This window comes from Microbacterium terregens (genome assembly GCF_039534975.1).
Classification (GTDB): domain Bacteria; phylum Actinomycetota; class Actinomycetes; order Actinomycetales; family Microbacteriaceae; genus Microbacterium; species Microbacterium terregens.
Genome location: NZ_BAAAWH010000001.1, coordinates 1,584,209 through 1,610,584, shown reverse-complemented (window position 1 = coordinate 1,610,584; position 26,376 = coordinate 1,584,209). Strand labels below are relative to the sequence as shown.

Here is a 26,376-nt window from a genome sequence, read left to right as displayed (position 1 = left end):
CGGCCCTACGGCGTCCGTGCCGGGCCCGCGGGAATCGAGTCCTTGACCGCCGCGACCTCCAGCACCACGACGATCCCGCTCAGCAGCAGCGCAGAGACCGCGTACTCCCCCACCGGCAGCAGGCCGCTCGCCGCGATGAGACCGGCAGCCACGACGACCACGGCCGATGCCGCGCGCGACAGCGTCGGTTGCAGCAGGATCGCCCACGCGCTCAGCACGAACAACGCGATCGGAAGGGTGAGGGAGAGTCCGGCGGTCGCGTGGGCGATCTCGGTGTGGCCGGTGATCTCATCGATCTCGACCTCCACCCCCGACGACACCGCGCCCGCCGCCGCGAAGATCACATAGTGCAGGTAGCCGAACGTGAAACCCGCGCGAAGGCTCCGCAGCCGCCCGTGCTGCTCCCGGGCGAAGTACAGCCACCAGATCCCGGCGGTCACAACGATGCCCGACGCCGCGAGTCCGAGCAGCTGTGGAATCTGCTCGCCCTCGCCGAGCGCGTCGATCATCGCGTTCGAGGAGGCGAGCAGACTCTCGCCCAGCAGCAGCAGGGTGAACAGCCCGAAGCGCTCGGCGATGTGGACGGGGTGCCAGCTGGTGCGGCGCCGGGACTCCGCCCACACCGGCACGATGAATTCGGCGGCGACGAGCACGAAGAACGACCAGAACTGTGCGGTCTCATCGAGCAGATACATCCGCGCGACCCAGAGCACCTGCACGAACGTGATCCCCACGGCGAACCGTACAGCGGTGGGCCGTGAGGCGGGATCGGATGCCGCGGCCCGCAGCCACTGACCCACCATCGCAAGCCGCATGAGTACGTAGCCCCACGTGACCGTCAGGTAGTCCAGGTCCACCATCGCCGCGTGGACGCCGGCCGCCAGCACGAGCACGCCGGCCATCTGCACGATCGTCATCACGCGGTAGAGCCAGTCGTCCGTGTCGAACGCCGACGCGAACCACGTGAAGTTCATCCACGCCCACCAGATCGCGAAGAACACCATCAGGTAGGAGAGCACTCCCTGCCCGACGTGGCCGTCGCTGATGAGGTGGTGCAGGTTCTGCGAGGCCTGCGACACGGCCACCACGAACACCAGGTCGAACAGCAGCTCGAGCGGGGTGGCCACACGGTGCGACTCGTCAGGGTCCCGCCCCGTCATGCGCCGGAGGCCGATCCTGCTGAGCGCGTCGGTCATGCGACGATTATGGTGCCCCGCCCGCTCGATGAGGAGAACAATGCCCCGGCTCTGGATCGGATTCGCGCCGTTCGCCCTGGTTTCGGTTGTCCACGTCATCGCGCTTGCCGTCGACGCCGAGGCGGTCGCCGGCCCGACGAAGCTGTTCCTGATGCCGCTCCTGGCCGTAGCGGTGCTCTGGGGTGGACGGGGATCGCGCGGGGGGCTGCCGTACACCTTGCTGTTCGCGGCGATCGCCTTGTCGTGGCTCGGCGACGGTGCCGGCACATTCTTCCCGGCGGCGCCGACCGTGCCGATGATGCTCCTGTTCTTCGGCCTCGCGCACGTCTGTTACATCTGGCTCTTCTGGCGGCTGATCCCGGCGCGGCGCGTGCCGGCGTGGGCGGCGGTCTACGGGTTGTGGTGGATCGCGCTCCTCGCGGTCCTCTGGCCCCACCTCGGAGGTCTGCTGATCGCCGTCGCCCTCTACGGACTCATCCTGGGCGGGACAGCGGTCGCGGCATCCCGATGTCACCCGCTCGTGGCCTGGGGCGACGCGCTGTTTCTCGCCTCCGACACGATTCTCGCGTTCCGCCTCTTCCTTCCGGACGCGACCCCCGAGTGGACGAGCCCGCTCGTCATGCTCACCTACTGCCTCGGGCAAGGGCTCCTCGCGGCCGGTGTCGTGGTCGCGGACCGTCTGCGGACCCTCGCCGCGACGAGCGGACGAATGGGCGACGCCGGATGACGACGACCGCACGGGTGGACGCATGGCTCTGGGCCGTGCGGGTGTACAAGACGCGGTCCGCGGCGACCACGGCGTGCCGTGCGGGACACGTGCGCGTCAACGGCGACCGGGCGAAGGCCGCCCAGCCGGTGCGGCCGGGGGATGAACTGCGGGTGCGGATCGCAGGGTTCGATCGCATTCTTGTGGTCAGGCTGCCGATCTCCAAGCGCGTCGGCGCGGTGCTCGCGGCGGAGGCGGTCGAGGACCGGACTCCCCCGCCCCCACCCGTCGAGGAACGCGCGTTGGTGCCTCTGCGCGACCGCGGTGCGGGGCGTCCGACCAAGCGGGAGCGACGCGACATCGACAGACTGCGCGGCCGAGACGCCGAATCAGACGAGGACGACGGCTACGACAGCTGATCGAGCAGCCAGCGCGCGCCACGCACGGCGGCCCCGGCATCCGTCACCCGGCGCGCGAGCTCGCGGTCGCTCGTCACGACCGTGACCGCGCGTCCGGCGGACACGAGCCGTGCGGTTTCGGCGACGATCGCGTCGTCGCCGGATGCCGTGGCCCGCACGACATCGACGCCACCTGCTCCGTCGCCCGCCGCACGGGCCTGACCTTCGACGACGACCATCCATTCCGGAAACCAGGTGTGCTCCGGCAGATCCAGCTCGGCGGCAGGGATGCCGCCCGCGGCGAGGAATCCGATCCGGGCGATCAGACGGCGGGCGGCCGCCGGGCGGTCGTGCCACCAGCCGTCGGGCACCGAACCGACCACGTTCGCGGCGTCCACGACGACCGCGGGGCGGACATCGAGCAGGGGCTGGAGATGTGCCCACGATGTCGCGAAAGCGGGATGCAGCGGCTTGTCGGCGACGGCCTCGGGTGGGATCCAGGCGAGCTCGCGACTTTCGGGGTCGCTGATCGTCGGCTCGAAGGGATGTGTGACATCTCCCACCAGGGTCGTGTACGTCCAGTAGCCCAGGTCGAGCACACTGAGCAGCCGCGGCCGGATCGCGAACTCCGGCACGCCCGCCTCCTCGGCGGCTTCGCGCAAGGCACCATCGGATGCCGACTCACCCTCGTGCCGCGCGCCGCCCGGTAGCGCCCACGTGTCGCCGTGATGCGACCAGGACACGCGATGCTGCAGGAGCACGCCACGGTCGGGGTCCAGCGCAAGCAGCCCCGCGGCACCGAAGACGCCCCAGTATCGTTCACCGGTAGGCGCGACAACCCACGCGTCGCCGGGATCCCGCGGACCGGACGGGCGGCGTGGTTCACCGGGTGCGGGGGGCTCGATCGTCACCTGTCCACCCTGTCACACGCACGTGCCACAGCTCCGCGATCGGACCGCATCCACGGCCGCTCCGACAGGTGGGCGCGGGCAAGAATAACGGAATGGGAACCGACGACTACGAGCTTGACGACAACCCCGCGCGCATCTCCCGCGACGCGGTGTGGGCGTGGCTGTCCCGCGAAGCGTACTGGGGCCGCTGGCGCACACGCGACGACGTCGACACCCAGATCGAGAACGCCTGGCGGGTGGTCGGCGCGTATCGCGCGGGCACGGACGAGCTCGTCGGCTTCGCGCGAGCAGCCTCTGACGGCGTGGGATTCGCCTACCTCGCGGACGTGTACGTGGTTGACGGGCACCGAGGTCACGGGCTCGGAAAACGCCTCGTCCACACCATGATCGAAGACGGCCCGGGGAGCGACTTCCGCTGGTCGCTGTTCACCGCGGACGCCCACGGTCTGTACGAGCAGTTCGGCTTCGCCGCGCCTGACGCCACGGCCATGGTGAGGCCCCCGAAGAAGCCGCCGATCGGCTAACGGGTCCGCTTCTCGCGCACCCGCATGTTGATGACGATGGGTGTGCCCTCGAAGCCCCAGATCTCGCGGAGGCGGCGCTGGATGAACCGGCGGTAGCCCGGGTCGAGGAACCCGGTGGTGAAGAGCACGAACGTCGGCGGCCGCGTCGAAGCCTGGGTTCCGAACAGGATGCGCGGCTGCTTGCCACCGCGCAGCGGGTGCGGGTGCTCGGCGACGAGTTCCGAGAGGAACGCGTTGAACTTGCCGGTCGGGATACGGGTGTCCCACGAGTTCAGCGATGTCTCCAGCGCCGGTACCAGCCGTTCCAGGTGGCGACCCGTGCGGGCGGAGATGTTCACCCGCGGAGCCCATGCCACGTGGGCGAGGTCCTGCTCGATCTCGCGCTCCAGATGGCGGCGCCGCTCGAGGTTCTCGAGGTCTTCGTCGTTGAGGCGGTCCCATTTGTTGAACGCAAGGACCAGAGCCCGCCCTGATTCGAGGACGAGGTCGATGATGCGGACGTCCTGCTCGCTGACCGGCTCGCTGACGTCGATGACGACGACCGCGACTTCGGCCTTCTCCAGCGCCGCCGACGTGCGCAGCGACGCGTAGAAGTCAGCGCCCTGCTGCAGGTGCACGCGGCGACGGATGCCGGCTGTGTCGACGAAACGCCACAGTTTGCCGCCGAGGTCGACGATCTCGTCGACGGGGTCGCGTGTGGTTCCGGCGAGCTCATTGACGACCACGCGCTCTTCGCCTGCCGCCCTGTTCAGCAGCGAGGACTTGCCGACGTTCGGTCGCCCGAGGATGGCCACCCGGCGAGGGCCGCCGATCTCCTGCTTGGCGACAGCGGACACCTCGGGAAGGACCTTCATGACGTCGTCGAGCAGGTCGGCCACGCCGCGGCCGTGGATGGCCGATACCGGGTAGGGCTGGCCGAGGCCGAGACTCCAGAGCGGAGCCGCCTCCGGCTCGTGCCGCGCGTCGTCGATCTTGTTGGCGACCAGGAACACCGGCTTGCCGCTCTTGCGCAGCAGCTTGACGACGTGTTCGTCGGTCGAGGTTGCACCGACCATCGCGTCGACGACGAACAGGACGACATCGCACAGGTCGATCGCGATCTCGGCCTGGGCGGCCACGGACAGGTCGATGCCTCGCGCGTCCGGTTCCCACCCGCCTGTGTCGACGATCGAGAACCGGCGGTCCATCCACTCCGCCTTGTACGTGACACGGTCGCGCGTGACACCGGGGGTGTCTTCCACGACCGCCTCACGACGCCCGAGGATGCGGTTCACCAGCGCCGACTTGCCGACGTTGGGCCGACCGACGATGGCCACCACCGGCAGCGCCGGGAAGTACTGGATGCCGTCCTCGCCGAGGGCGACGCCCTCGAGGAGCGCGGCATCCTCGTCGTCGAGTTCATAATCGGAGAGACTCGCGCGCAGGGTCGCAGCGCGCGCCTCGGCAAGTTCCTCATCGAGGTCGGCGAGGGATTCGGCGATCTTGTCGTCGCCACCTTCGTATTCGTCGTCAGCGCCCATCGTGCGCTCCCGTCTGTGTGGGTACGACCGTATGGATGACGTCGAGGACGGCACCCACGGTCTGTTCGAAATCGAGATCGGATGAGTCGACCACCACGACGCCGGGGGCGGCGGAGAGGAAGTCGACGACAGTGGAATCAGAGGCGTCGCGGCGGTGCAGCGCCTCGGCGACGGTCACGGAGTCGTGCCCGGTCAGCTCTGCACTGCGCCGCGCGGCGCGGACCGCAGGCGCCGCGGTGAGCAGGATCCGCACGGGCGCGTCGGGCGCGACGACGGTGGTGATGTCCCGCCCCTCCACCACCACTCCGGGCAGGCCCGACCCGGTGATGAGGGCACGGAACAGCGTGTTGACGGTGTGGCGCACGGCCGGAACCCGCGCGACGCCGCTGACGGCGTCGGTGACCCGCGGCTCCCGGATCGCATCGGTGACATCGGTCCCGCCGACCCGCACCCAGTAGTGGTCGGGGTCGAGTGAGATCGCGAAGTCGAAGTCGCCGGTCGCGTCGAGCACCGATGACGCGTCGGAGGTGTCTGCGCCGTGGCCCAAGGCGTGCCAGGCGAGCGCCCGGTAGGCCGCTCCGGTGTCGAGGTAGCCGTAGCCCAGCCGCCGGGCGACCTGCTTCGAGACGCTCGACTTGCCGCTGCCGGCCGGACCGTCGATCGCCACGACCGTGGTGTCGCGGTCAGTCATTGGTGGTGCTCGCAATCTTCCAGCCGCGGGCTTCGAGCCCGTCGACGGCGCGACGCAGCGCGCTCGGAACGACGCTGATCTCGGCGAGTCCGAACTGCGCGCCCGGTGAGTGCTCGAGACGCAGATCCTCGACGTTGACCTCGAGTTCGCCGAGCTCGCCGAAAAGTCGTCCCAGCTGGCCGGGGGTGTCATCCACCATCACCACGACCTGCTCGAAGCGCCGGTTCTGCCCGTGCTTGCCAGGGAGCCGTTCGACCCCGTCGTTGCCCCGCCGGATGGTATCGGCGACCGCCCGCCGGGAACCCGGCGCCTCGGGGTCGCGCAGAGCCGCGGCGACCGAGCTCAGGTCGGCGGCGAGGGCGTCCAGGACATCGACGACCGGTTCGGCGTTGGCGCCGAGGATCTGCACCCACAACTCCGGGGCGGATGCCGCGATCCGTGTCGTATCGCGGACGCCCTGCCCCGCCAGGCGCAGTGATCCATCTGGTGCGTCGACGAAACGCCCGGCGAGCAGGCTGGCGATCAGCTGCGGAACGTGAGAGACGAGCGCGACGGCGCGGTCGTGGTCCTCGGGGGTCATCTCGACCGGCGTGGCGCCGAGTTCCAGGGCCAGTCCCTCGACGAGGGCGAGGTCCGCCGCAGAGGTCTGTTCGTCCCGGCACACGACCCAGGGCCGCCCGACGAAGATGTCGGCGCGGGCCGAGATCGCCCCGCCGCGTTCCCGCCCCGCGAGGGGGTGCGAGCCGATGTAGTGGGTGAGGTCGATGCCGCGTCCCTGAAGGGTGCGAAGCGGTTCGAGCTTCACGCTTGCGACGTCCGTGACGACGGCGTCCGGATGCTGCAGCAGCTCACGTTCGATGACGTCGGCGGTGACATCCGGCGGGACCGCCACGACGATCAGCGACGGATCGTCGTCCGGGCGCGGTCGACGGCCGGCGCCGTAGTCGATCGCGAGTCGCAGCTGCGACGGCGAGGCATCGTCGAGGCAGACGTCCACACCGCGGGAGGAGAGCGCATGGCCGATGCTCGAACCCAGCAGCCCCGCGCCGACGATGCGGACGGTGCCGTGGACGCGCGCAGCCAACGGACTGGCGGCACGCGTAGGCGTGCCCGTCGATTCGCTCACTCGTTCTCCTGGTGATCCCTCTGCGCGGCACCGATGACTCGGTGCCGATGTTCCGACGCTGTGCTGCTAGTCGGATTCGTTCTCGCTGCTCGCGGGCGGCGGTTCCTCGGCCGCGCGACGCGCGAGTGTCAGCAGAGCGCCCCGTTCAACCTTAGTCAACTCGCGTGCCCGGCCCACTGGGAGGGTTCCCAGGTGCAGTGGGCCGAACTGGCGCCGCACCAGTTCGATGACCGGGTGCCCGACGGCCGCCATCATGCGGCGCACGATGCGGTTGCGGCCCGAGTGAAGCGTGAGCTCGATGAGCGACTCGCCGCCTCGACCCCCGGCCGACCCGCTGGGGGATGCCGACAGCAGCCGCGCCTTGTCCGCGGCGATCGGGCCGTCCTCGAGCTCGAGGCCGCGCGTCAGGGTGGCGATGGTCTGGGCGCTCACCCTCCCCTCCACCTTCGCGACGTACACCTTGGTCACTCCGAACGACGGATGTGCGAGGACGTGCGCGAGCTCCCCGTCGTTGGTGAGGACGAGCAGACCGCTGGTGTCGGCATCCAATCGTCCGACGTTGTACAGCCGCTCGGGCCAGTCCTCGACGAATTCGCGCAGGTCGGGGCGACCGCGTTCGTCGCGCATCGAGCTGACCACGCCGCGGGGCTTGTTGAGCACGACGTAGCGCTTGCTCTGATCGAGCTGGATGGCGGTCCCGTCCACGTCCACGAGGTCGGCTTCGGGATCGATGCGCGAGCCGAGCTCGGTCACGATGACCCCGTTGACGCGCACCCGGCCTTCGACGATGAGGTTCTCTGCCACGCGACGTGAGGCCACGCCGGCGTTGGCGAGGACCTTCTGCAGGCGTACGCCGTCCGTCGAGCGGGTCTCGGGCTGCTCGTCGGACGATTCGGAGGAGGCGGTGTCGTCGCTCATGCGCGGATCATCTCATCGAAGCCGTCTGCGCCGTCATCGAGCAGCGGCGAGATGTGCGGCAGCTCGTCGAGCGAGTTGATCCCGAGATTCACCAGGAGCGCGTCCGTGGTGCCGTAGTGGATCGCCCCGGTCTCGGCGTCGGTGAACTCCTCGGTGATCAGCCCGCGCGCCAGAAGCGTGCGCACCACCGAGTCCACGTTGACGGCCCGGATCGACGCGACCTGACCGCGCGTGACCGGCTGCTTATAGGCGATCACGGCGAGCGTCTCCAGCGCGGCCTGGGACAGCCTCGACGGGGCCTGCGTGTTCACGAACTCGGTGACCAGATCGTCGTGCTCCTCGCGGACATACAGGCGCCAACCGCCGCCCACCTCGCGCAGTTCGAATCCGCGGCGCGGTCCGCCGGCGAGCCCGTCGTAATCCTCGACCAGTCCCTCGATCGCCTGTCGCACGGCGGGCACGGGTGCACCGACGGCGGTCGCCAGGCTCACGAGACTCTGCGGCTCTTCGACGATCAGCAGGATCGCCTCGAGTCGTCTGGCCACATCGGTCGGGGGTGCCGTGCGCCCCTCCCCGGCGATATCGGGATCATCGGTCATAGTCGGCTCCTAGGCTCGCAAGGTTCTCATCGGACCACCGCTCGGCGGTCCAGCGCAGGGTCAGCTCGCCGAGCGGCTCGAGCTGTTCGAACGACATGGCTCCGTGCCGGTACAACTCCAGCACGGAAAGGAAGCGGGCGACGACCACGCCCGGCTGCGTCGCGCCGGCGACGAGTTCGCGGAAGCTGAGGGTGCCGGCATTCCGCAGCAGGGCGACCACGATCGCCGCCTGCTCGCGGATGCTCACCAGCGGCGCGTGCAGATGGTCGAGCCCGACATGCGGGATCTCCTTCGGCGACAGTGCGAGGATCGCGAGCGCCGCGAAATCATCCGGTGTCAGCATCCAGACCAGCTCGGGCACCGCCCGGCGGAACCTTTCGTCCAGACGCACGGCGCGGGTGTGGCGGCGGTCCTCCGCCTGAAGACGCCCGGCGAACCAGCCGGAGACCTCCTTGAACGCGCGGTACTGCAGTAGACGGGCGAACAGGAGGTCACGCGCCTCGAGGAGCGCGACGGATTCGGCATCCACCAGCTCGCCCTGCGGGAGCAGCCCGGCCACTTTCATATCCAGCAGTGTCGCGGCGACCACGAGGAACTCCGATGCCTGTTCCATCTCCTCGTCGGGGTCCAGCCCGCGCAGGTAGGAGATGAACTCGTCGGTCACCCGGCTGAGCGAGACCTCGGTGATGTCGAGCTCGTGCTTGGAGATCAGTGTCAGCAGCAGATCGAACGGTCCGTCGAACACACCGAGAGTGACACGGAACCCCTCAGTCGCGATGCCGGTCGCTGGGCTCGTCGACGCGTCGTCGCCCGATCCCTCGACGGGCTCGGGAACTGACGGGACCGATGAGCGTGCGGTGTGCGCTTCGTCAGGCGACGGCACCACGCGCGACCAGCTCTCGCGCCAGCCGCAGGTACGCCTGCGCCGCCGCGTGCTCGGGCGCGAAGTCGGTGATGGGCATGCCTGAGACGGAGGCATCCGGGAATTTCACCGTGCGGCCGATGACGGTCTCCAGCACGTCGTCTCCGAATGCTTCGACGACGCGTTCCAGGACTTCGCGCGAGTGCAGCGTGCGCGGGTCGTACATCGTGGCCAGCACGCCGTCCAGTTCGATGGTCGGGTTGAGTCGGTCGCGCACCTTGTCGATCGTCTCGATCAGCAGAGCGACGCCGCGCAGGGCGAAGAATTCGCACTCCAGCGGGATGACGACGCCGTGGCTCGCGGTGAGCGCGTTGACGGTGAGCAGCCCGAGCGACGGCTGGCAGTCGATCAGGATGACGTCATAGTCGGCGGTGACCTTGCGCAGGACACGGGCGAGGATCGTCTCGCGGGCGACCTCGTTGACCAGATGCACTTCGGCCGCGGAGAGGTCGATGTTCGCGGGCAGGATGTCCAGCCCCTCGACCGCCGTCGGAATGATGACTTCGCGCGGATCGCGCTTGGTGTCCAGCAGCAGATCGTAGATGGTCGGCACGTCATGAGTCTGGATGCCGAGACCTGCCGACAGGGCACCCTGCGGATCGAAGTCCACGGCGAGCACCTTGCGGCCGTACTGCGCCAGCGCGGCGGCCAGATTGATCGTCGTCGTGGTCTTGCCGACGCCGCCCTTCTGGTTGCAGAGGGCGATGATCCGAGCCGGACCGTGACTGGGTAGCTTCGGCGGGGTCGGGAAGCCGTGGTACGGGCGACCCGTCGGACCCATCGTCAGATCGCCCTCGTCCTTCTTCGGCCGCGGTGAGGTTTTCGCGTGTGCCGTCTTCTTCGGGGTCGTGCCCCTGGTCGCGCTGCCAGCCACCCGGTCTCCTGCCGTTACTTCCTGCTTGGTCGATTGTAGCGACCGGCCCGGCGCACGCTCGGCGCCTCGCGGCGGGATGCCCGGTCTGATGCCCTCAGCGCGCCCGCGGATGCGACGTCGCGTACACGTCGCGGAGCGCGTCGACCGAGACGTGCGTGTAGATCTGCGTGGTGGCCACCGACGCGTGGCCGAGCAGCTCCTGCACGACCCGCACGTCGGCGCCGCCCTGCAGCAGGTGGGTCGCGAACGAGTGACGGAGCGTATGCGGGGACACATGCGCGCTCAGCTGTGCGCGTTCCGCGGCGTGTTGGATGACCAGCCACGCGCTCTGGCGCGAAAGAGGTGCGCCGCGCGCGCCGAGGAACAGGCGCGGAGTGGCCCGTCCGCGCCGGGAGAGTTCGGGCCGAGAGCGGGTGAGATAGGCCTCCAGCGCCGCCCGGGCGTAGGAGCCGACCGGGATGATCCGCTCCTTGGACCCCTTGCCGCGCACCCGCACGACATCGCCCTGGGCCATGTCGTCCACATCGAGCTGCACGACCTCGGACACGCGTGCTCCGGTGGCGTACAGCAGCTCGAGCAGGGCGCGGTCCCGCAGGCCGATGAGTTCGCCGCTCTCGGCCGCCGGCACGGCGTCGCCGGACGGGTCCGCTTCGGGCCCCGATGCGTCCAGCAGCCGCTCCACCTGGTCGACCGTGAGCGCCTTCGGCAGCCGACGCGCCGCCTTCGGCGGCCGCAGACGCCCCGTCGGGTCGTCGGCCTCGATGCCCTCCCGCGCGAGGAATCGATGAAACCCCCGCACCGAGGACTGCAGACGGGCAAGGCTGGATGCTGCCGGCGGGGGTTCAGCGGAGGCCCGCTCCCCCGCGAACTCGGCCACGAGCGCGCTGGTCACCTCGTTCGAGTCGGAGATGCCGCGCTCCGTGAGCCATTCCAGGTATCCGGTGAGGTCCCGCCGGTAGGCGGAAACCGTGTGGGCGGAAAGCCCGCGCTCGATCGAGACGTGCCGCAGATACGCGTCCACCGCTCGTTCGAGCTGCACGTCACTTCCCCGCGGCTCCGGGGCCGCGCCGGATCGCCTCGGCCGCGGCGAGGACGCCGACCGCGAGGATGCCGTTGCGCAGGCGCCCTTCGAGCACTCCGGTGACGGCATCCGACAGCGGTATCCACTCGACGCGGATGTCGGCCTCTTCGGCCTCACGGGCGTGCGCGGTGCCGACCGGCGACAGTCCGCGAGCCAGGAAGACGTGCACGACCTCGTCGTTGCCCCCCGGTGTGGTGTACACGCTCAGCAGCGGTTCCCACTCGGCCGCGGTGAGGTCGGCCTCCTCGATCAGCTCGCGCTGCGCGCTCTGCAACGGGGATTCCCCGGCGACGTCCAGGAGTCCGGCCGGGATCTCCCAGTCCCGACGGCGGATGGGATGCCGGTACTGCTGGATCAGCAGCACACGCTGGTCATCGTCGATGGCCACGATCGCCGCGGCACCCGGGTGATCGACATATTGACGCACCATCTCGCCGTCGCCGTAGCGGACGGTGTCGCTGCGCACGTCCCAGACGCTGCCTTCGTAGACCAGCGTGCTGTCGAGGATCTCGGCGTCGACGGGCTCGTCGTGCAGCTCCGCCCCCGCCGCAGTGAGCTCAGCCATTCTCGACGTCGAACAGTTCGCTGGCGCGGTGTCGCTCGAGCGCCGCGCCGACGAGGCCGCGGAACAGCGGGTGCGGGTCAGTGGGACGCGAGCGCAGTTCGGGGTGCGCCTGGGTGGCGATGTAGTACGGGTGCACTTCGCGCGGCAGCTCGACGTACTCGACGAGGTTGCGGTCTGGTGACAGACCGGAGAAGAACAGCCCCGCGCTGGAGAGCGTGTCCCGGTAGGCGTTGTTCACTTCGTAGCGGTGCCGGTGACGCTCTTCCACGCGTGACGCGCCGTAGACCTCCCGCGCGAGCGATCCCTCAGCGAGCTCGGCCGGGTACATGCCCAGGCGCATGGTGCCGCCCAGGTCTCCCCCGGCGATGATGTCGACCTGTTCGGCCATGGTGGCGACGACGGGGTTGGACGTGTCGGGGTCGAACTCGGTCGAGGACGCGTCCTCGATGCCGGCGACGTTGCGCGCGAACTCGATGACCATGCACTGGAGCCCCAGACACAGGCCGAGGGTGGGGATACCCTGCTCGCGTGCGAACTTCAACGCGCCGAGCTTGCCTTCGATCCCGCGGATGCCGAAACCTCCCGGGACGATGATCCCGTCGAGTTCGCCGAGGGCCTTTGCTGCTCCCTCCGGTGTCTCGCACAGGTCGGAGGGGATCCAGGTGATGCTGACGTGCGTCTCGTGCGCGAATCCGCCCGCTTTCAGCGCTTCGGTGACGGAGAGATAGGCATCCGGCAGGTCGATGTACTTTCCGACCAGTCCGATCGTGACTTCGTGCTTCGGGTTGTGGACCGCCTGCAGCACTCGTTCCCACCGCGACCAGTCGACATCGGCCGCCTGCTCAAGGCCGAGCGCGCGGACGATGTACTCGTCGAGGCGCTGGTCGTGCAGCATCGTGGGGATGTCGTAGATGCTCGGCACGTCCACCGCGTTGACGACTGCGGCCTCGTCGACGTCGCACATGAGCGCGATCTTGCGCTTGTTCGACTCCGTGACGGGCCGGTCGCTGCGCAGCACGAGCGCGTCCGGCTGGATGCCGATCGAACGGAGAGTTGCGACCGAGTGCTGGGTCGGCTTGGTCTTCTGCTCACCGGAGGCGTTCATGTAGGGCACGAGGGACACGTGCACGAAGAAGACGTTCGACCTGCCCAGTTCGTGACGGATCTGACGTGCCGACTCGATGAAGGGCTGCGACTCGATGTCACCGACGGTGCCGCCGATCTCGGTGATGATGACGTCGGGCTTCGGTGTCTCGCCGGCCTGCAGCCGCATCCGCCGTTTGATCTCGTCCGTGATGTGCGGGATGACCTGCACGGTGTCACCGAGGTACTCCCCGCGACGCTCGCGCGCGATGACCTCCGAGTAGATCTGACCCGTGGTGACGTTGGCCGCCTGGCTCAGATTGATGTCGAGGAATCGCTCGTAGTGCCCGATGTCGAGATCCGTCTCGGCACCGTCATCGGTGACGAACACCTCGCCGTGCTGGAACGGATTCATCGTCCCCGGGTCGACGTTGAGGTAGGGGTCGAGCTTCTGCATGACCACGCGAAGTCCACGCGCGGTGAGCAGATTCCCCAGGCTGGCGGCGGTCAGCCCCTTGCCCAACGAGGAAACGACACCGCCGGTCACGAAAATGTGCCTGGTGGTGCCGTTCGAAGAAAGAGAGCCGTTGAAAGTATCCGCCGTATGAGTATCCGCCACGGGCTTTTATCCTATCAGTCAGCGTCGGCGCGAAGTTCGCCGCGCGCGCGAGCGTGCGGGAATGGACGCCGGCACGGGCGGCCGACGGGTCGCCATGAGCACCCCGAAAGACAGGACGGCGCTCACCAGCAGGCACACGATCAGGACCGCGAAGAGCGGTTCGTCGCCGCCCATGTCCTCCGTCGCCCAGAACAGGGTGAACACCTGTGCGACGGTCAGCCAGGGCGGCAGCCACCGGACGACGTCTCGCCACAGGCCCCCCTCGACACGCGCCGGCGAACGGAACGCGAGAACGAGGCCGGCGATCGCGGCCGCGATCGCGATCAACGCGAAGCTCACCGGGATGATGAGCACTGTCGCATCAGCGAGCGCGTGCACGACCCACTCGCCCTGGTTCGCGCTCGCGAATGTGCCCTCCGGGAAGAGCAGTTGAGCGCCCAGGTACGACGAGTCCGTCCACCATCCGCCCTCGTCCGGCCGGAGCTCTGAGCGGTAGACCACCGTGTCGCCCGTGGCGTCGGCCGCACCGAACTCCCGCACGGCGACGCCATCGTGCCACGGCGCGTAGTCGAGCCATCCGCTCGCGCCGGTCATCGCCGTCGCGAATCGGGCCGGCATGCGCACGGTCAGGTCGATCCGCTCGACGTCGTCCTCCACCCCGCCCCAGCCGGACTTCCACCCGGGGTTGAGCGCGGTCCATCTGAGCTGATCGTGCCATCCACCGTTCTGATACGCGGCGCCGATGACGTCGTCCATCTCGTAGCGGATGACGACCTCGTGCTCGCCTGGCCATTCGTCGCCGATGCGCGTCTGCAGCAGCGCCATGCCCTGCACCCGCCCCTGCTCGAACGGGACCGCGGCGCCGTCGATCGTCACCGACGTGATCGTCAGGCGGGTGTCGTGACCGTCGACGTGGTCCTGCCATTGCCGCAGCACCTGCGGCACGTCGCGGTAGTTCGAGCCGACGACGACCTGCAGACGTTCGGAGACCTCCATGCGCACTGTGTCGCTCTCGGAGATGAGCGTTGCGTCCGTCTCGTAGGCGTGCACGAACACGCCGTAGTCGCCCGCCAAGTCCCCGCTGTAGACGGCATCGTTGTCGGGGCGGGCGCTGCTGGCCGGCGCCCACGCGATCAGGGCGATCGACGCGACGACGGAGAGGACCGCTGCCGCGCGTACAGCGAGCCGCGGCCCGGTGATGAACGCCGGGTCGTCATGGACCTGCCGGGCGATGCCCTCCTCCGAAAGCAGCCGGCGCATGAGCCGGCGCGCACGTCGAGGCGGAGCGAAGAGAACGGCGTAGGGCAGCAGCGGATCGCTCAGCGAAGTCCGTTCGTCGCCCGATGTCTGGTCCAGGTAGAGCTCCAGTCCGAGCAGGTGCTCTCGGGCCAGCGCGCCACGATGCGTCAACGGCAGTACGGACAGCGCGAGCACGACGATGACCGCCGCAAGCAGGGTGGTCGCGCTCACGATCGCCACCGGCCACCAGTACACACTCAGCGCGAACTGGTGCGAGAGCTGTCGCACCAGTCCCCACTGCACGATGGTCAGTGCGATCGCAGCCCCGAGGAAGCTGTCTCTGACGAAGCCGCGAGGTACGCGTCGCAGGCCGCGCGCGAATTGCTCGCCCCACGCGGGCGCCGAGAGATACTTCGTCCACGCCGCGGGCACGTTGCCCAGCCGGCCGGCGCGCGATGTCTCCCGCACGAGGGCGCGCCGGGCGGCCGCATCGCGGGGGGCGAGCTGAAAGCGTTCGACCGCCGCTGCCAGCGGCGCTGTGAGGACCGAACGGGAGACGCGGGCGGCCAGCGCCGCGGACACATCCTTCTGCGGCCCGTACTGGCTGACGAACCATGCGCGCCCCCGCGCATCGCCCCACGCGACGGCGCGGGCGGCGAGGGCGAACAGGACCGTGACCGAGAGCAGCACCAGCGGCACGAACGGCCCGATCACCTGCAGCCAGTAGAGGGCGGACTCGGGGGGCATCACGAAGGTGCCCGGCACGAAACGGAAGGTGAACCAGAACTGCGCATGCGGCGGCATGCGCTGGTCGTTCTCCAGCGTGTAGGTCACAGCGTCGGAGGTCTCGCTGTCCGGTGTGAGCGTTGCGGAGTCACTCAGAATCAGCCAGGCGATGCCCCCGCTCGGCTGCCGGGTGTAGTCCTCGACGAGATCGGGGGCGAGGGTCACCGTCAACGCGCTGTGCGCCACTGCGTGCGGCCACGCCGGTCCGAACACATCCCAGTCCAGCACCTCCTCCCGCAGCTGCGTGGAGTCGTCCACGGCGGCGTATGCGACATCGAAGAGCGTGTAGCGCAGCACGAACTCGTGGTCGCCGCTCAGCGTCTCGTCACCGTCCAGCAGCACCGTCGTCGCCGTTGCCCCGCGGGTGACGGCCACCGGGATCTCGACGCCGTCCCGTTGCGCGCCGGTGATCTGCGGCGCCAGGTCGTGGCCCTGGTATTGGCTCGCGATCACGCGATCGATCCCGGTCTCGGTGATGTCGTCGGGGAAGAACGCATCGATGCGCTCGACCACCTCCATGCGCATTCCGCCTTGGTCATCACGCCCCACCGTGTACTCGGCAGAGAACGAACGCGCGATCCAGGTCTCCGTGGCCGTGGACGCCGAGGAGGTGATGTCCTCCAGGGAGAGCGGCTTGTTCAGCACCGGACCGAGCAGCAGGAACGCGCCGGCCACGGCGACGATCGCCCAGAAGCCGAGGGTCAGCGCTCGGATGCGTACGGATCCGTGGGAGCGAACCCAGGTCTCCAGCCGCTCCAGCAGGCCGGAGAGCGCGCCATAGAACGGTGTATGCCGACGGCTCTCGACCGGCACGGCCTCGGCGGGCGGTGTCGCGGCCGTGTCGAGTTCGTCTGCTTCGAGGGTCTGGGCGGGAGGCGAGGGAGCGGCGGCGGTCTTCTTCTTCTTGCGGCGCCAGATCATGCGGCCCTGGTCGCGAGCGTGAGCAGCTCGCGGGCGTGGCTGAGGGCGGCGTTCGAGTCAGGCATCCCCGACAACAGCCGCGCCATCTCGGCTTCGCGGTCCGCTCCGTCGAGACGGCGCACGTCGGACGCGGTCACCGAACCGTCGTTGGCTTTGACCACCGAGAGGTGATTGTTCGCGAACGCGGCGACTTGCGCGAGGTGGGTGACGGCGATGACCTGCGACGATCGGGCCAGGCGAGCGAGGCGACGGCCGACCTCGATCGCGGCGGCACCGCCGATCCCGGCATCCACCTCGTCGAAGACGAACGTCGGCACCGGATCGACGGATGCGATCACGACCTCGATGGCCAGCATGACGCGGCTGAGCTCACCGCCCGAGGCGCTTTTGGCGACCGGGCGCGGCTCGGCGCCGACGTGCGGCGCGAGAAGAATGGCGACGTCGTCCCGTCCGGTCGCGGACTCGGTGCCGGGCGTGACCGCGACGACCACGTGCGCGTCGGGCATGGCCAGGGCGTGCAGTTCGTCGGTGACCGCGTCGCCGAGGCGGACGGCGGCCTCGCTGCGGGCGGCGGTGAGTGCGGCGGCGTATTCGTCGAGGGCGGATGCCGCGGCATCCCGTTCCCTGGTCAGCCGCTCGATCCTCGCGCCGTCGTCGTCGAGTTCCGCGAGGCGGGCGGATCCGGACTCCAGAAGCGCGATCGCCGCATCGAGTGATCCGTGCGCGCGAATCAGACCCCCGAGCACCGCGCGGCGCTCCTCGACCGCTGCGAGCTCGTGCGGCCCGGTCTCGTCCAGGTCGGCCAGGTAGCCGGCGATCGCGTGCGCGAGGTCGGCGGCGCGATATCCGAGGTCGGCTACCTGCGCAGCGAGGCCGTCCAGTGCCGGGTCATGTCCACGCTCGAGCGCGCGCCGCGACTCGGCCAGCAGCACGCCCACGTCGGGGGTGTCCCCCTCACCGGAGAGCATCTCGTGTGCGGTGGCCGCCGCGGCGCGCAGCTCCTCGGCGTTGGCGAGCCGCTCGGCGCGCAGGGCGAGTTCGGCGTCTTCGCCGGACCGCGGTTCGGCCTGCTCGATCTCGGCAAGCGCGACGCGCAGTGCCTGCGCCTCGAGCATGCGGGCGTCGCGATCGTCGGTGAGCATCGTCAGTTCGCGGGCGAGCTCGCGGAGGCGCTCGTACGCGGTGCGGTACGCCCGGAGCGCGTCCTCCACCGGCGCGCCGCCGAAGCGGTCGAGCGCGTCCCGCTGGGCTGCGGCGGTGCGGAGGCGCAGCTGGTCGGATTGCCCGTGCACGACGACGAGGTGGTCGGCGAGGTCGGCCAGCACGGTGGCGGGTGCGGCGCGACCGCCGACCGTGGCGCGGCTGCGTCCTTCGCTCGACAGAGAGCGTCCGACGAGGAGCTCGGCCAGGCCACTGCCGATCGGCTCGACATCGCCGCCCGCCTCGTGGACGCGATCGGCGACGGGTCCGTGCTCCGGCACGATCCAGGTGCCGTCCACCGACGCCTGCGCGGCGCCGGCCCGTACCGCACCGGAGTCGGCGCGTTGACCGAGCAGCAGCCCCAGCCCGGTGACGACCATCGTCTTGCCGGCGCCGGTCTCGCCGGTGATCGCCGTGAAGCCGGACCCGATGGGCAGCGTGGCCTCCGCGATGACGCCGAGGTCGCGCAGGCGCATCTCCTCGATCACGGAGCCTGGCCGTTCACGCCGTTGGAGGGCGCGGGTCCGCGCCAGCCTTCGACGGGGAGGCGGAACTTGCGGACGAGCCGGTCGGTGAACGCGGCCGGGTGCAGACGCGCGAGGCGCACCGGACGGTCCGAACGACGAACGACCACACGAGCACCCGGTGGCAGATCATGCGAACGCCGTCCGTCGCACCACAGCACGCCGGTCCCATTCGTTCGCTCGAGCACCTCGATCGCCACAGTGTGCTCGGGGCCGACGACCAGCGGCTTGGCGAACAGCGCGTGCGCGGACAGCGGCACGACCGCGATCGCCTGGACGGTCGGCCAGATCACCGGTCCTCCGGCGGAGAAGTTGTATGCGGTGGACCCCGTGGGCGTCGACACGACCACCCCGTCGCACCCGAACGACGACAGCGGCCTGCCGTCGATCTCGATGACGACTTCGAGCATCCGTTCGCGGCTGGCCTTTTCGACAGTGGCCTCGTTCAGTGCCCACGTGTCGAAGATCACTTCGTCGGAGGCGTTCTTCACCCGCACCTGCAGAGCCAGGCGTTCCTCGACGGCGTAGTCGCGCTCGATCGCCCGGCGCACCGCATAGTCCATGTCGTCGCGCTCGATTTCTGCGAGGAAGCCGACGTGGCCCATGTTGATTCCGAGGACCGGCGCGGTGCCCTCTCGAACGAGCTCCGCTGCACGCAGGATCGACCCGTCGCCGCCGAGGACGATCGCCAGCTCGATATCCTCGACCGGCACATCGACCTCGAGCGTCGCGACATCCCCGAGCAGCGCGAGGGAATCGCCGAGCTCTTCGCGATCGTCGATCGACAGCACAGGTCGGGCGCCGGCCTCGCGCAGCGCGGAGACCACGCGGGCGGCTGCGGCGACCGTGTCGTCGCGGCGCGCGTGCACCACGACCAGGATGCTGCGTTCAGCCTCGTTCATGGACTCCCCGTCAGTCGGTTCACGGTGCTCAACCATTCTGTCGGATTCATCCTGGGGTCCGAGCCGTCGCCCACGGATCGGAAATACGCGATGTACTCGACGTTGCCGTGCGTGCCCGCGATCGGTGAGGCGATGACGCCGCAGGTGCCCAGACCGACGTCCCACGCCGACCAGAGCACGCCGGCCACGGCATCGGCGCGAGACGCGGCATCCGTCACCAATCCGCCCTTCACGGCGGTACGACCGACCTCGAACTGCGGCTTGACCAGAAGCACCAGATCCGCCGTCGGCGAGGCGACGGCCTTTGCGGCAGGCAGAACGTGGTTGAGGGAGATGAAGGACAAGTCCCCGGTCACGATCTGCGGTCGCTCGGAAATGCCGCTCTGTTCAGCGAGGGCCTCGGCTGTCATGTAGCGGACGTTGAATCCTTCGATCGCGATCACGCCCGGATCGGCGCCGACGGATGCTGCAAGTTGACCGTGGCCGACATCGACGGCGATCACCGGATCCGCGCCCCGCTCTCGAAGCACCTGGGTGAACCCGCCGGTCGATGCGCCCATATCGAGCGCGAGCCGCCCCTCGACCGGAAAGTCGAACGCATCCAGCGCGGCGATCAGCTTGTGCGCCGCCCGGCTCACGTAATGGTCGGTCGCCGCGACGTCGATGCGCGCGTCGTCGGCGACCTTCGTGGACGCCTTCACCACGGGGCGGCCGTCGACGCTGACCAGTCCGTCGGCGATGAGGCCGGCCGCATGGGTGCGCGACCGCGCGAGTCCCCGTGCCGGCAGAGCCGCGTCAAGACGCGTGCTCATGACTGTGCGGAAGTGCCCGCGGGCCCTGACTCGAGGCGTCGCGCAATCGCGTCGTGCAGACCTTCGTACGCGGCCGCGCGGGACGCCAGAGGCTGAGCCTCGATCACCTCAAGCGTCGACAGGAGATCCTCCTGCTCGTCATCCTGCGGCGCGGTCTGTTCCATGCCCTCAGGATACGTTGCGGAGGGGAGGAACCCGCCGACCTCACGGGCGATGGAAGGGATCCGCGTAGAGCCGCTCGGGCACCCGGAACCCGTAGATGGCCCGGCCGGTGTCCCAGATCGCCTTCGCGCCGGCGCGCAGCAGATCGACGGGATCGTCGCCCTCGGCGAGGATGCGTACATCGGCGCCATCCACGCACACCCGGGCTCCGCGGACCGTGACGACGCCGTCGCGGACGGTGGCTTCAGGGTAGGGCACGTGCAGCTGTCTCAGATCGCGCAGGATGTAGGTCGGCTGCGAACCGGCGGGAGCCGCCAAGAGGTGCTTGGGGCGGTCGATGCCGGTGAGCACCAGAGCGGAGGGCATACCGGCTCGGTTCGCGCCGAGGATGTCGGTGTCCAGCCGGTCTCCGAGAAAGAGCGGATGCCGCGCTCCGAAGCGGGCGACCGCCTCATCGAAGATCGGCACTTCCGGCTTGCCGGCGACGGTCGCCAGTCGGCCCACGGCCGTATGCACGGCGGACACCAGAGTGCCGTTGCCCGGCGCGATTCCACGTGCTTGCGGGATCGTCCAGTCCGTGTTGGTGGCGATCCACGGGATACCGCCCTCCTCTTCAGGCCGAGCAAGGGCGTAGGCGGCCTCAGCGAGCTGCGTCCAGCCGACCTCCGGCGCAAACCCCTGCACCACCGCGGCGGGACCGTCGGCCGAGCTGCGGGTGACCACGAAGCCGGCCTTGTGGAGTTCGTCGACGAGTCCATCGCCGCCGACGACGAGCACGGTCGAGCCGGGCGTCACCAGGTCGGTAAGAAGACGCACAGCCGCCTGCGGGCTGGTGACCACATCTGAGGGAGCTGTGGCCAGGCCCAACTCATTAAGGTGGTCGGCGACGGACGCGTCCGTGCGCGACGCGTTGTTGGTGATGTAGCCGAGGCGGCGGCCGGCACGACTGAGGTTCAGGCTGTCGACCGCATGCGGCAGGGCACCGTCACCGGCGTAGACCACTCCGTCCAGATCGGCGAGGACGACGTCGACGCCGTCGAGCGGAGTGCGCTCGACCGCGCGACGCGTGAACAGCGCCATCAGCCCTGGCTCTCGGAGTCGACGGCCTCCTCGTGGGCGGTCACGACAACAGACTCATCCTCAGCAGACTCATCCTCAACAGACTCATCCTCAACAGACTCATCCTCAGCGTATGAGTGGTCCTCGATGATCTCCTCGACGATGAGCACCTCGAGGTCGTCGGATCCGTTTGCCGCGTTGAGCGCCGCTTCGGCCACGTCCGCTCGTCGATGCCACTCGATCGCTTCGTCGTCACGACCCAGTTCTTCCAGAACGGTCGCCCGGGCTGCGAACAGCGCGGGGCTCCACTCGAACGCGCGATCCGGATCCAACTCAGGGATATCCAGCTCCTGGAGTGCGCGCTCGGTCTCGCCGAGGTCCAGACGCGCACCCGACATCGCAATCGCGAGCTCGACCCGCACGGACTGAGCGAGCGAGTTCCGGTCGACGGCCCGCCCGACTTCAAGCGCGCGATCCGGTCGTCCGACACCGCGCTCGCTGTCGACCATCAGCGCAATCTGATCGTCACTGCCTGATATGCGGCGGTAGGTGCGCAGTTCCCGCAGTGCGAGCGCATAGTCACCGATCGCATAGGCCGTGATCGCGGCAGTCTCTCGGACCACCCCGATGCGACCCGCACGCCGCGTCGCGGCGATGGCGTGCTGATGCGCCAGCTGCGGATCGGCATCGATCACCTCGGCCGCCATCGCGAGGTGGCGGGCCACGGCCTCGGCGTTCTCCTTGCTCAACGTCTTCAGCTGATTGCGCGCCGCGGCGTTCAGATCGTTTGCCACGACCTCATCAGGCACGATCGGCTCTTCGAACGTGGAGCGGACCGCTCGGAGTTCCTCAGGTCTTGACTGACGATCCTCTCGCCGCTCGTCCCGCCCGGCGCCGGCGCGCGGAGGGCGACTACTGCCATCGCGGGGAGTGAACGGCTTCCGCTCACCATCACGCGGCGGATAAGACTTCCGCTCACCATCACGAGCAGGGTACGGCTTCTTGTCGCCGTCGCGCTTGGGGTAGGAAGGCCGGTCGCCGTCGCGCTTGACGAACGGCTTCCGCTCACCATCACGCGGCGGATAAGACTTCCGCTCACCATCACGAGCAGGGTACGGCTTCTTGTCGCCGTCGCGCTTCGGGTAGGAAGGCCGGTCGCCGTCGCGCTTGACGAACGGCTTCCGCTCACCATCACGCGGCGGATAAGACTTCCGCTCACCATCACGAGCAGGGTAGGGCTTCTTGTCGCCGTCCCGCTTCACGTACGGCTTCTTGTCGCCGTCGCGCTTCACGTACGGCTTCTTGTCGCCCGCGCCCGCAGCACGTGCGGCACGGTCGCCCGTGTCGGAACGCGGAGCGTCTGCGGCATCACGCCGGCGCTGCGGGGGTTCGCCCTCGCGCGAGCGTCGGGTCGGATCGTCGTCTGTCATGTCCTGATCCTCCCGGAGTTGATGCGTTAACGAGAAATGGCCACCCAGCGATGGGTGGCCATTTCACGAAAGAAGTCCGGCGGTGTCCTACTCTCCCACAGGGTCCCCCCTGCAGTACCATCGGCGCTGTGAGGCTTAGCTTCCGGGTTCGGAATGTAACCGGGCGTTTCCCTCACGCTATGGCCGCCGAAACACTATTGATGTTTCAATCTTGGCAAAGCATGTTTTGCTACACGAATGTAGCGGTCGCTGCACGAATGCAGCTCATGCGGTTCTCGACCGTACATCGAGAACCACTCAGTGGACGCAAACACCTAGAACGGTGATTATCAAGTCATCGGCTTATTAGTACCGGTCAGCTACACGTGTTGCCACGCTTACACATCCGGCCTATCAACCCAGTAATCTGGCTGGGAGCCTCTCGCCCGAAGGCATGGAAATCTCATCTTGAGGCCGGCTTCCCGCTTAGATGCTTTCAGCGGTTATCCATCCCGAACGTAGCTAATCAGCGGTGCTCCTGGCGGAACAACTGACACACCAGAGGTTCGTCCAACCCGGTCCTCTCGTACTAGGGTCAGATCCTCTCAAATTTCCTGCGCGCGCAGCGGATAGGGACCGAACTGTCTCACGACGTTCTAAACCCAGCTCGCGTACCGCTTTAATGGGCGAACAGCCCAACCCTTGGGACCTACTCCAGCCCCAGGATGCGACGAGCCGACATCGAGGTGCCAAACCATGCCGTCGATATGGACTCTTGGGCAAGATCAGCCTGTTATCCCCGAGGTACCTTTTATCCGTTGAGCGACAGCGCTTCCACAAGCCACTGCCGGATCACTAGTCCCGACTTTCGTCCCTGCTCGACCTGTCAGTCTCACAGTCAAGCTCCCTTGTGCACTTACACTCGCCACCTGATTGCCAACCAGGTTGAGGGAACCTTTGGGCGCCTCCGTTACTCTTTAGGAGGCAACCGCCCCAGTTAAACTACCCATCAGGCACTGTCCCTGAACCGGATTACGGTTCTAAGTTAGATATCCAGAGTGACCAGAGTGGTATTTCAACAATGACTCCACATGAACTAGCGTCCACGCTTCAAAGTCTCCCACCTATCCTACACAAGCCACACCGAACACCAATACCAAACTATAGTAAAGGTCACGGGGTCTTTCCGTCCTGCTGCGCGTAACGAGCATCTTTACTCGTAATGCAATTTCGCCGAGTTCGCGGTTGAGACAGTTGGGAAGTCGTTACGCCATTCGTGCAGGTCGGAACTTACCCGACAAGGAATTTCGCTACCTTAGGATGGTTATAGTTACCACCGCCGTTTACTGGGGCTTAAATTCTCAGCTTCGCCTTGCGGCTAACCGGTCCTCTTAACCTTCCAGCACCGGGCAGGCGTCAGTCCGTATACATCGTCTTGCGACTTGGCACGGACCTGTGTTTTTAGTAAACAGTCGCTACCCACTAGTCTCTGCGGCCTCCAAACGCTTTCGGAGCAAGTCCTAATACGTCGAAGGCCCCCCTTCTCCCGAAGTTACGGGGGCATTTTGCCGAGTTCCTTAACCACGATTCTCTCGATCTCCTTGGTATTCTCTACCTGACCACCTGAGTCGGTTTGGGGTACGGGCGGCTTGAACCTCGCGTCGATGCTTTTCTTGGCAGCATAGGATCACCCACTTTTTATCCGCATCGTGTCTCAGCCTTGATGAGTGACGGATTTGCCTATCACTCGGCCTACGCACTTGCACCAGGACTACCATCGCCTGGCTTGGGCTACCTTCCTGCGTCACACCTGTTAATACGCTAACCGCCTCAGCATAGGGTCGTGTGCTAGGCCCAACGCCTCACCCCGAAGGGATTGGTCACTGGGATTCAGACACTTAGCATTACTGGATTGGTTTGGGCGGTTCTTCGCCGGTACGGGAATATCAACCCGTTGTCCATCGACTACGCCTGTCGGCCTCGCCTTAGGTCCCGACTTACCCAGGGAAGATTAGCTTGACCCTGGAACCCTTGGTCTTTCGGAGGACGTGTTTCTCACACGTCTTTCGCTACTCATGCCTGCATTCTCACTCGTGTAGCCTCCACGGCTGGTTCACACCGCCGCTTCGCTGGCCACACGACGCTCTCCTACCCATCAATACGGCTGGACCACGAAGGCCTACCAATAATATCAATGCCACAGCTTCGGTGGCGTGCTTGAGCCCCGTTACATTGTCGGCGCGGAATCACTTGACCAGTGAGCTATTACGCACTCTTTCAAGGGTGGCTGCTTCTAAGCCAACCTCCTGGTTGTCAAAGCAACTCCACATCCTTTCCCACTTAGCACGCGCTTTGGGACCTTAGATGGTGGTCTGGGTTGTTTCCCTCTCGACTATGAAGCTTATCCCCCACAGTCTCACTGCTGCGCTCTCACTTACCGGCATTCGGAGTTTGGCTGACGTCAGTAACCTTGTAGGGCCCATCGGCCATCCAGTAGCTCTACCTCCGGCAAGAAACACGCAACGCTGCACCTAAATGCATTTCGGAGAGAACCAGCTATCACGAAGTTTGATTGGCCTTTCACCCCTATCCACAGCTCATCCCCTCAGTTTTCAACCTAAGTGGGTTCGGTCCTCCACGACGTTTTACAGTCGCTTCAACCTGGCCATGGATAGATCACTTCGCTTCGGGTCTAGGACATGCGACTGAATCGCCCTATTCAGACTCGCTTTCGCTACGGCTACCCCACTCGGGTTAACCTCGCCACATATCGCTAACTCGCAGGCTCATTCTTCAAAAGGCACGCTGTCACCCCTACTAAGGAGGCTCCAACGGTTTGTAAGCAAACGGTTTCAGGTACTATTTCACTCCCCTCCCGGGGTACTTTTCACCTTTCCCTCACGGTACTTGTCCGCTATCGGTCATCTGGGAGTATTTAGGCTTATCAGGTGGTCCTGACAGATTCACACGGGATTTCTCGGGCCCCGTGATACTTGGGATACTCTTCGCGTCAAGAGAGGCATTTCGACTACGGGGTTCACACCCTCTATGACCGGCCTTTCAATGCCGTTCGTCTATACCTTCTTGTAACGCCGGCTGCTCGGCAGAGCAACCTGAAAAGTCCCACAACCCCGAATACGCAACTCCTGCCGGATATCACGCGTACTCGGTTTAGCCTGTTCCGGTTTCGCTCGCCACTACTAACGGAATCGCGGTTGCTTTCTCTTCCTGTGGGTACTGAGATGTTTCACTTCCCCACGTTCCCTCTACCCGCCCTATATATTCAGGCGGGAGTCACTAGGTCGGCACGCCGCCCAGTGGGGTTTCCCCATTCGGAAATCCTCGGATCAAGGTGTGCTTATCCACTCCCCGAGGCTTATCGCAGATTGCTACGTCCTTCTTCGGCTCCAGATGCCAAGGCATTCACCGTTTGCTCTTAAAGACTTGAAAATCACATGAGTTCGTCTCTTCGGCCCGGACCGAGGTCCGGTTTGAAATTGACTAATGATCTTATAAAGATCATCTTGATGAAATGATCGCGCACTCGTTCCACCAGCAAGCTGGTTTCTCGATTACGGAGATCATCTCAAAGATGCTCGCGTCCACTGTGTAGTTCTCAAAGTACGGGC

The 26,376-nt window shown here is 67.2% G+C and carries 22 protein-coding genes and 2 rRNA genes; 3 read left to right on the top strand and 21 right to left on the bottom strand.

The genetic code is table 11. The features are described 5' to 3' along the window. Positions 1-5 precede the first annotated feature (5 nt). Positions 6-1,196 carry a low temperature requirement protein A gene (locus ABD655_RS07255; RefSeq protein ID WP_344712798.1) on the bottom strand — a complete coding sequence of 397 codons (1,191 nt, stop codon included), beginning with the start codon at positions 1,194-1,196 and terminating at the stop codon, positions 6-8. Positions 1,197-1,236: 40 nt separating this feature from the next. Between ABD655_RS07255 and ABD655_RS07250 the strand changes: the two genes are divergently transcribed. Both ABD655_RS07250 and ABD655_RS07245 read left to right on the top strand, forming a co-directional pair. Continuing rightward, on the top strand, positions 1,237-1,923 hold the full coding sequence (locus tag ABD655_RS07250) for a lysoplasmalogenase (protein WP_344712796.1): 687 nt from the start codon (positions 1,237-1,239) through the stop codon (positions 1,921-1,923). After that, complete coding sequence (locus ABD655_RS07245; RefSeq protein ID WP_344712795.1) at positions 1,920-2,321, top strand: RNA-binding S4 domain-containing protein; 402 nt, start codon at positions 1,920-1,922, stop codon at positions 2,319-2,321. The genes ABD655_RS07250 and ABD655_RS07245 overlap by 4 nt, the downstream gene beginning before the upstream one ends. Here ABD655_RS07245 and ABD655_RS07240 read toward each other — a convergent pair. Continuing rightward, positions 2,309-3,211, bottom strand: coding sequence for an NUDIX domain-containing protein (locus ABD655_RS07240; protein WP_344712793.1), 903 nt, complete (start codon positions 3,209-3,211; stop codon positions 2,309-2,311). The genes ABD655_RS07245 and ABD655_RS07240 overlap by 13 nt on opposite strands. 92 nt (positions 3,212-3,303) lie before the next feature. Here ABD655_RS07240 and ABD655_RS07235 point away from each other — a divergent pair, with 92 nt between their 5' ends. Continuing rightward, positions 3,304-3,735, top strand: coding sequence for a GNAT family N-acetyltransferase (locus ABD655_RS07235; RefSeq protein ID WP_344712791.1), 432 nt, complete (start codon positions 3,304-3,306; stop codon positions 3,733-3,735). On the opposite strand, the gene der is transcribed toward ABD655_RS07235, so the two are convergent. The 19 genes from der to ABD655_RS07140 form a co-directional block, all read right to left on the bottom strand. Then, entirely contained in the window at positions 3,732-5,255 is a 1,524-nt protein-coding gene (gene der / locus ABD655_RS07230) for a ribosome biogenesis GTPase Der (RefSeq protein ID WP_344712789.1), read from the bottom strand. The two genes, ABD655_RS07235 and der, sit on opposite strands and share 4 nt — an antisense overlap. Further along, complete coding sequence (cmk, locus tag ABD655_RS07225; protein WP_344712787.1) at positions 5,245-5,946, bottom strand: (d)CMP kinase; 702 nt, start codon at positions 5,944-5,946, stop codon at positions 5,245-5,247. The genes der and cmk overlap by 11 nt, the downstream gene beginning before the upstream one ends. Next, positions 5,939-7,072 carry a prephenate dehydrogenase gene (locus ABD655_RS07220; protein WP_344712786.1) on the bottom strand — a complete coding sequence of 378 codons (1,134 nt, stop codon included), beginning with the start codon at positions 7,070-7,072 and terminating at the stop codon, positions 5,939-5,941. The genes cmk and ABD655_RS07220 overlap by 8 nt, the downstream gene beginning before the upstream one ends. Positions 7,073-7,138: 66 nt before the next feature. Beyond that, positions 7,139-7,990 (bottom strand): pseudouridine synthase, encoded by an 852-nt coding sequence (locus ABD655_RS07215; protein WP_344712785.1) that lies wholly within the window; start codon positions 7,988-7,990, stop codon positions 7,139-7,141. Beyond that, complete coding sequence (scpB, locus tag ABD655_RS07210) at positions 7,987-8,589, bottom strand: SMC-Scp complex subunit ScpB (protein ID WP_344712784.1); 603 nt, start codon at positions 8,587-8,589, stop codon at positions 7,987-7,989. Before scpB ends, ABD655_RS07215 begins: the two co-directional genes overlap by 4 nt. Beyond that, a complete protein-coding gene (locus ABD655_RS07205; RefSeq protein WP_378721360.1) occupies positions 8,579-9,475 on the bottom strand; it encodes a segregation and condensation protein A in 897 nt (298 codons plus the stop codon). The genes scpB and ABD655_RS07205 overlap by 11 nt, the downstream gene beginning before the upstream one ends. Beyond that, positions 9,459-10,292 (bottom strand): ParA family protein, encoded by an 834-nt coding sequence (locus ABD655_RS07200; protein WP_344715731.1) that lies wholly within the window; start codon positions 10,290-10,292, stop codon positions 9,459-9,461. Before ABD655_RS07200 ends, ABD655_RS07205 begins: the two co-directional genes overlap by 17 nt. A gap of 187 nt (positions 10,293-10,479) precedes the next feature. Continuing rightward, positions 10,480-11,424 (bottom strand): site-specific tyrosine recombinase XerD, encoded by a 945-nt coding sequence (gene xerD / locus ABD655_RS07195; RefSeq protein WP_344712782.1) that lies wholly within the window; start codon positions 11,422-11,424, stop codon positions 10,480-10,482. Between the two features lies 1 nt (position 11,425). Further along, a complete protein-coding gene (locus ABD655_RS07190; RefSeq protein ID WP_344712780.1) occupies positions 11,426-12,031 on the bottom strand; it encodes an NUDIX domain-containing protein in 606 nt (201 codons plus the stop codon). Beyond that, the gene (gene pyrG / locus ABD655_RS07185) at positions 12,024-13,733 is read right to left on the bottom strand and encodes a CTP synthase (protein ID WP_344712778.1); all 1,710 of its coding nucleotides are present in this window, start codon (positions 13,731-13,733) and stop codon (positions 12,024-12,026) included. Before pyrG ends, ABD655_RS07190 begins: the two co-directional genes overlap by 8 nt. 18 nt (positions 13,734-13,751) lie before the next feature. Then, a complete protein-coding gene (locus ABD655_RS07180) occupies positions 13,752-16,679 on the bottom strand; it encodes a hypothetical protein (protein ID WP_344712777.1) in 2,928 nt (975 codons plus the stop codon). After that, positions 16,676-18,367: a DNA repair protein RecN gene (gene recN, locus ABD655_RS07175; protein WP_344712775.1), complete on the bottom strand. Its 1,692-nt coding sequence runs from the start codon at positions 18,365-18,367 to the stop codon at positions 16,676-16,678. Before recN ends, ABD655_RS07180 begins: the two co-directional genes overlap by 4 nt. Continuing rightward, entirely contained in the window at positions 18,364-19,305 is a 942-nt protein-coding gene (locus ABD655_RS07170) for an NAD kinase (protein WP_344712774.1), read from the bottom strand. The genes recN and ABD655_RS07170 overlap by 4 nt, the downstream gene beginning before the upstream one ends. Further along, positions 19,302-20,117 (bottom strand): TlyA family RNA methyltransferase, encoded by an 816-nt coding sequence (locus ABD655_RS07165; RefSeq protein WP_344712772.1) that lies wholly within the window; start codon positions 20,115-20,117, stop codon positions 19,302-19,304. Before ABD655_RS07165 ends, ABD655_RS07170 begins: the two co-directional genes overlap by 4 nt. Beyond that, a complete protein-coding gene (locus ABD655_RS07160; RefSeq protein ID WP_344712770.1) occupies positions 20,114-20,281 on the bottom strand; it encodes a hypothetical protein in 168 nt (55 codons plus the stop codon). The genes ABD655_RS07165 and ABD655_RS07160 overlap by 4 nt, the downstream gene beginning before the upstream one ends. A 40-nt stretch (positions 20,282-20,321) precedes the next feature. After that, entirely contained in the window at positions 20,322-21,359 is a 1,038-nt protein-coding gene (locus ABD655_RS07155; protein WP_344712768.1) for an HAD-IIA family hydrolase, read from the bottom strand. Next, the gene (locus ABD655_RS07150; RefSeq protein WP_344712766.1) at positions 21,359-22,768 is read right to left on the bottom strand and encodes a primosomal protein; all 1,410 of its coding nucleotides are present in this window, start codon (positions 22,766-22,768) and stop codon (positions 21,359-21,361) included. The genes ABD655_RS07155 and ABD655_RS07150 overlap by 1 nt, the downstream gene beginning before the upstream one ends. A 74-nt stretch (positions 22,769-22,842) precedes the next feature. Beyond that, positions 22,843-22,959 (bottom strand): 5S ribosomal RNA (gene rrf / locus ABD655_RS07145). A 134-nt stretch (positions 22,960-23,093) separates the two neighbouring features. Further along, positions 23,094-26,197 (bottom strand): 23S ribosomal RNA (locus tag ABD655_RS07140). Positions 26,198-26,376 lie beyond the last annotated feature (179 nt).